At 42.3% G+C, this 6,000-nt stretch carries 4 protein-coding genes; all 4 read left to right on the top strand.

What is annotated here, in order from left to right; all coding sequences use genetic code 11:
* Nucleotides 1-269: 269 nt before the first annotated feature.
* The 4 genes from D7M11_RS27045 to D7M11_RS27030 all read left to right on the top strand — a co-directional run bounded on the left by D7M11_RS27045 (nucleotide 270) and on the right by D7M11_RS27030 (nucleotide 5,977).
* A complete protein-coding gene (locus tag D7M11_RS27045) occupies nucleotides 270-1,151 on the top strand; it encodes an AraC family transcriptional regulator (protein ID WP_158606860.1) in 882 nt (293 codons plus the stop codon).
* A gap of 184 nt (nucleotides 1,152-1,335) precedes the next feature.
* Nucleotides 1,336-3,039, top strand: coding sequence for a polysaccharide lyase domain-containing protein (locus D7M11_RS27040; protein ID WP_120750383.1), 1,704 nt, complete (start codon nucleotides 1,336-1,338; stop codon nucleotides 3,037-3,039).
* Nucleotides 3,040-3,297: 258 nt separating this feature from the next.
* Entirely contained in the window at nucleotides 3,298-5,142 is a 1,845-nt protein-coding gene (locus tag D7M11_RS27035) for a stalk domain-containing protein (protein ID WP_120750382.1), read from the top strand.
* A gap of 115 nt (nucleotides 5,143-5,257) precedes the next feature.
* Complete coding sequence (locus tag D7M11_RS27030) at nucleotides 5,258-5,977, top strand: class I SAM-dependent methyltransferase (RefSeq protein ID WP_205127121.1); 720 nt, start codon at nucleotides 5,258-5,260, stop codon at nucleotides 5,975-5,977.
* Nucleotides 5,978-6,000 lie beyond the last annotated feature (23 nt).

Below are 6,000 nucleotides of genomic sequence, written 5' to 3'. Positions count from 1 at the left end.
CTCAAGTTCCCTTAAAATCTCCAGCTTCTCTATTCCGCTAAATTCGTTTATTTTGCCCAACTGAAAACTCCCCTTTAAGCAACAGGTTTAATTATTTCACCTGTCTACTTAATGGGGAGCATATCAGTGACCTAAGGGACAGCCCTGTTTTTCTTTTAAGAAATAACAAAAAGAAACTGTCTTTTGGTAAAATGGAAGTATCACCCAAACATTTTTGCTGTAGGTACAAACGACAGGGAAGGGATAAGTACGGTGAAACGGGGGTCTGTATGAGAATCAAATCGATGAAACTGTATTCGCATCCGCGCGATTTTCCGTTTTGGATTCAGCGAAACCTCCACGACAGACGGGATATGCCGGATATTCATGCTCATGAATTTGTCGAGTTGATCTTCGTTGCCGAAGGTCGGGCGACGCATTTGTTTCAAGATATTTTTTACGAAATTCAGGAGGGGGACGTATTTATAATCAATCCGGGCGAGAGGCACGGTTATGCGCTCGAGGAAGATCAGCAAATCGAAATCGTTAATTGCCTGTTCGAACCGAACTTTATTCCGCACTCGCTGCTGAGCGATCTGCGCATTTCTGATTCGCTCGACTTTTTTTACGTCCAGCCTTTTTTGAACGGGCATTCCCGATTTCATCACAAACTGAATTTGCGGGGCGAGGCGGCAGACAAGACGAGGGGCTTTTTGGAGGAGCTTCTTCAGGAATTGTACCATCGGCAACCGGGCTATCAGGCGATGATTCAGCTGAGAATGACCGAATTGTTCATCTTGCTGTCGCGTTATTATAAGGATCGCAAAAATAAAACCGATAGTCGCTCGCCAAGAGAATTACTGATACGTCGCATATGCGGGTATGTCGAACGGCATTATAACCAGAAAATTACGTTATCCCATTTATCCGCGATGTTCCATATCGGCGTCCGACAGTTGAACCGGCTGTTCAATCAGTATACGGGGGCGAGCGTAATCGAATACGTTCATCGAATTCGAATGGAGAAAGCGAAGCTCCTGCTGACGGATACAGACGAAAAAGTCAACGTCGTTGCCGAAATGGTCGGCTATGGCGATCCGGCCTTTTTCAACAAGCTGTTCGTGCGGGAGGTAGGTTGCCCCCCGGGTAAGTACAGGGAAGAGAATCGATGATCTCTGCGTGCCGGCGCAGAGGTCTTTTTTCTTCGGCGTATTTTCTGAATTGACTTCATCGCCGAGAAGGAAGTCCCAATCACCAATAGAACGATGCGGGCGGTCTCCTTTAAAATGAATTTTGAAAGCGCAACCATAGACGGGGTTTTGCTCAAAAGCTACAACTTATAAAGGAGCTGTTGAAATGGAATGGGACAATGACAATACGAAGATAAGCAGGAGAAAGTTACTAAGCGCTGCGGGAACTGCCGCGGTTGCGGGAGTTTTGCTCGGACAAGGTGTCGGCTTGGCGAGTCAAGGAAACGGCGTCGTAAATGACGTTTATGGAAACCCGACAATGAGCAGTAATGGGAACGCTAGTGGTATTCGCCGGATCGTGGAAGAGGTCATCGAGGAATACGGCCATGTTAACGTAAAGGAGTTTGGAGCTGTCGGCGACGGTGTAACCGATGACTCGCAAGCATTCAGGGATGCTTTGGCATATGCTTGCAACAACCATCTGACGTTAATGACGGATTTGGGGAAAACCTATCTTGTAGATAATATCGTTGTAGAAGGGAAAACGGATTTCAGACTAGTATTCAGGGGGATCTTAAAAAGACCCGATCAATTGCCGGCAACGAACCCTCAGACAAGAACGCTGCAGTTTAATAACTGCTCTAATTTTGTCATCGAAGAACTCCATTTTGACGGCAATCACTTCAACAACAACTGTTTCGTTGGCGGGGTTTACAATACTGAATTTTTACAAGAGTATAGACATTGCTTGTATTTGTATAATTGCAGATATGCCAGGTTCGGCAAAATAGTTGGGAAAAATCCGTCCGGAGACGTCATCTACATCAATGGAGCGAACACGTACAATCTGGATTTCGATATTGTCGAAGGGATGTCGGTTGATAGGGACGGGGTAACCCCCATTGCGCTTGGCCGAAACACAGTATCCGTATGCGAAGGGAAAAATATTACGTTTAATGTCGTAAAGTCGCTAGGAGTCGGCCATATTACAATGCCCGGTGGGTTTGACATAGAGCCGAACTGGGGAGAACAAGTTTCAGATGTATATGTAAACTATCTGTATGTCCTCTCAAGCTCTATGAGCGCTTTGGGTATTACGACAAAATACGGAGCAGGCGCAAATATAAAAAACATCGAAATTGGAACTGTTCATATTGAAAATGATGTGGCTGCTCCAAAAAGATTGCTTGTCCTTACAGGATGCACGAACGTTCACTTGAATCGGGTTTATATCAAGGGAACTGTCGAATCCTATGCAGTGCATATTGGGATAGCGGGAAATGCTCAACCTGTATATAAGCTGAAATTCGACTCGCTTGAAATTGATACTTGCAGATATGGCGTTATGGCAGACCATTTGGATGAGGGTTATATGAATGTCATTGTCAATCAAGCATCGGAAAACCTGCTTCGATTATACAATGTTTCTAATTTTGATTTTGATGTGAAAGGCAGCTTCAATCCTTTGACTGCTTATCCGAATACTCCGGTAAAAAACTTTTGCATTTATCTGTATATGGCCGGTACGAATAACCTGATTAATTGTAAATTCACTGGTGATTTAGCAAAAAATAGAGTCGGCATTGTTGGAGAAAGATGCATTACCACGAACGCCTCAAACGGAGCCGCTCAAATCACGAACTGTGAGTTTAGCCTGAATTTGGACGGATGGGAGGAGGCTAGGAAGCTTGTAGGACAGTTAAGCCATACGAGGAAAATGGATCTCACTCGTTCGAATATATTGGGAACTACTGCAATGAGGCCAACTGCCAATCTTATGCAAGGCTTTTCCTACTATGATACTACATTAAATAAACCTATATGGTGGAATGGCGCGAATTGGATTGACGGTACAGGGGCAGTCATTTAACAGTCCGCTATCCAGGCCCGGCCGCGAGCAGACCGACCGTTTCGGTTCTAAGCCTCCGCCGGGCTCCTTTTCACGGACTGCAGGCGGAGACGATAGTTAAAAATAGACACACCGGCAGCCGGCCAGAAGATCGGCTGCCGTTTTCATTAAGCTAAATGGCAGCTTCGTAATCAGGCCGGAATAAGGAAACCATTAACATTCATTGCAACTAATTCTAAACACTGTCGTCTAATGATATAAACAAAAAGAGGTGCGTTAATGAAAAAATTTGTACTGGGCTTATGCTGTGGTTTAGCCATTGCATGTTCATCTGTTGCATTCGCGTCAGATTCTTTCCAGGCGGCATTATTTCCTGCCTATTTCGAAATAAACGGAAATCATATTTCCTTGAACGATGATTATAAAGTACTTAATGTTGACGGTCATGCGTACGTACCGATTCGATTTGTAGCCGAGCAATTGGGTGCAACGATCGACTATGATCAGGAGCAGCAAAAGATTTTCGTCAATAATCGAACGCTTGACTTATCGGATCCGGATTACAAAGGGATATACGTTGGCAATTTAATCCTAACTAAAAACGGCAGCAACACCAAAGTTACCGGTCAATTGCAAATCGAAGGTGTAGGGAGTACAAAAAATTCCGTTGAGGCCACCCTTACTTTTTACAATGATAACAGTGAAAAAGTCGGCGAGGTTGCGATTCATGGAGATGATTTTGGGGTAGACGCACAAACGTTCGTTTCAGAGGGCTTAGGGGATTTTAGAACGTATTCGACGGTTAATCTCCATGTGGGTAATGTAAATGGCCATATCAGTAGTGCGACTCCAAGCATCGTTTATGAAAACAAGAAAAACAACTTCACCCTCGACCTTCCTAAGAGCTGGGAGGGGAAATATGATGTGGTGGAAGCCTTTGACGAAGCTTCAAAATTCGAACAGATTACTTTTATAAACAAAGCAAACAAAGAATACGGGGGAACTGTTTTTTCGATCGGCATATGGACCAATGAGGATTGGAGTCAAAACGGTCAAACGGCTATGGAGGTCGGTCATATCTCGAAAATTGGAGAACTGGGAGACAGAGTGTTCACCTTAATCACTCCGGGGGATGTACAATATAATCCGCACAATGTGGAATTAACAGCAGAATATACATCCATGTCGAAATACGTAAATACGATTAAAACCAGTTTTCATGCAAATGTAAGTCTCACAAAAATTGATGTAAAAGATATTCTTAATACGCTCATCCCCAAAGCGGCCGATATCTATGGAATGTTTAACGGGAGCGGATGGTTCAAAGTCGATGAATCGAAAACAATACCCGGTGATGAAGATTATGCTCTTGTAACTGGGGAAAGTTGGACAACGCATATTAACACCAGTAACGTCAAATCCATCGCGGATTTGAAAAAAATAGTGGAAGATGTATTTACAAAAGATGTCGCTGAATGGTTTTATAATTATCTAACGCCTCGAGAAGGAGCCCGTCCCCTTTATAAAGAATACACAGATCAGCTTTACGTAGACACGCATAATGGGGGCCATGGGTCGGCAACAAAGTATTTCATTGATACCGCTAAAATCATCAGCCAAGGGGGTAATGCTGCTGTCGTTGAATTTAATACGACTGAATATGATTATCCGTACAAAATGACCGTAAAAATAGAAAAGGTAAACGGCAAATGGTTGCTTGCATCGGGAGCTAGCTTTAATAATGAAGTGGAAATAAAATATGATTATATTTTAAAATACCAGGGTGAAGGCAGTCTCTGGTCTGCTGCATTAGAAGATACGGTTTGGGATTTCGGAAATGGAAAAAATAAGGTTTACAGCAGGATAATACTAACTTATAAAGGTTCCGATATCGAAAATGTGGGCAAAGTAGACTTTACTTATGGGAACGAAGCGAATCGCAATAAAGGAACTTTTACAGGATATAACTATTCCGAAGGAATAATCATATTTGATGAGTTTGATGATAATATCCTATTACCTACAGAAGATGACATTCTGAAGGTAACGTTGGAATGGGATGGACAACGAGATTCTTTTGATATGAGTACTGAAAGAGTAAGTAACTCAAACTTCGCAGAGTAACATTGGCCATAAAACCTGGGTAATTAAAGCTGCATCGGTAAGGAAGGTTCGGTATATTGAAGCTATTTCAATCCTGGAGGGAACAACCAAATGTCGTTTCATACTATTGAATCCTATGAAGGTATCCTTGCCGAAACATATGACATGCGATTTTCTGGAAACACGTTTGATGATAATGGAAGTTCCAGGAGCAGCACTAGAGCTTGGATGTGGTACTGGGAGGTTATTGTTGTCTTATTTGGCGGCAGGTATTGAAGTTGATGGGGTAGATTGTTCTAAAGACATGTTAGAAATATGCAGAGCTAAGGCAAAGATAAATGGACAGGATCCAGTTCTGTATGATCAATACATGCAACAACTTAATTTACCTAAAAAGTATATGACGATTTATATACCAGCAGCTTCATTTATGCTCTTAACAGAGAGAGAGGACGCTATGGAGGCTTTAAAGAGTATATATGCGCATCTTGAGTATGATGGGCAAACCTTAATTCCTCTATTTATACCAAAACATTTGTTCAACAATAAAGATGATGAGTGGGCGCCTGGTCTCAGGGGAACGAGAAGCGACGGTTCGGAAATCGTAGTAAGCTCAAAATCAAATATTAATTTCCTTGAACAGATTCAAACTAAGCTAGAACGATATGAAATTGTAAGAGATGGCGTCTTAATTGATACACAATATAGCACAACTAAAATGCGATGGTTTTATAAGTATGAATTCCTCATGATGCTTGAAAAGGTTGGATTCCATGACTTTTCGATCTATGGCGGTTATTCTTTACAAGAAGTTAATGAAGATCAAAGCTTTATGATTATTAGAGCAAGAAAGTAGAAAGTAAGTCAATTTGCGCAAAG

The organism is Paenibacillus ginsengarvi, from assembly GCF_003626695.1.
Taxonomy (GTDB): domain Bacteria; phylum Bacillota; class Bacilli; order Paenibacillales; family NBRC-103111; genus Paenibacillus_AB; species Paenibacillus_AB ginsengarvi.
This window is presented reverse-complemented; position numbering and strand designations above follow the sequence as displayed.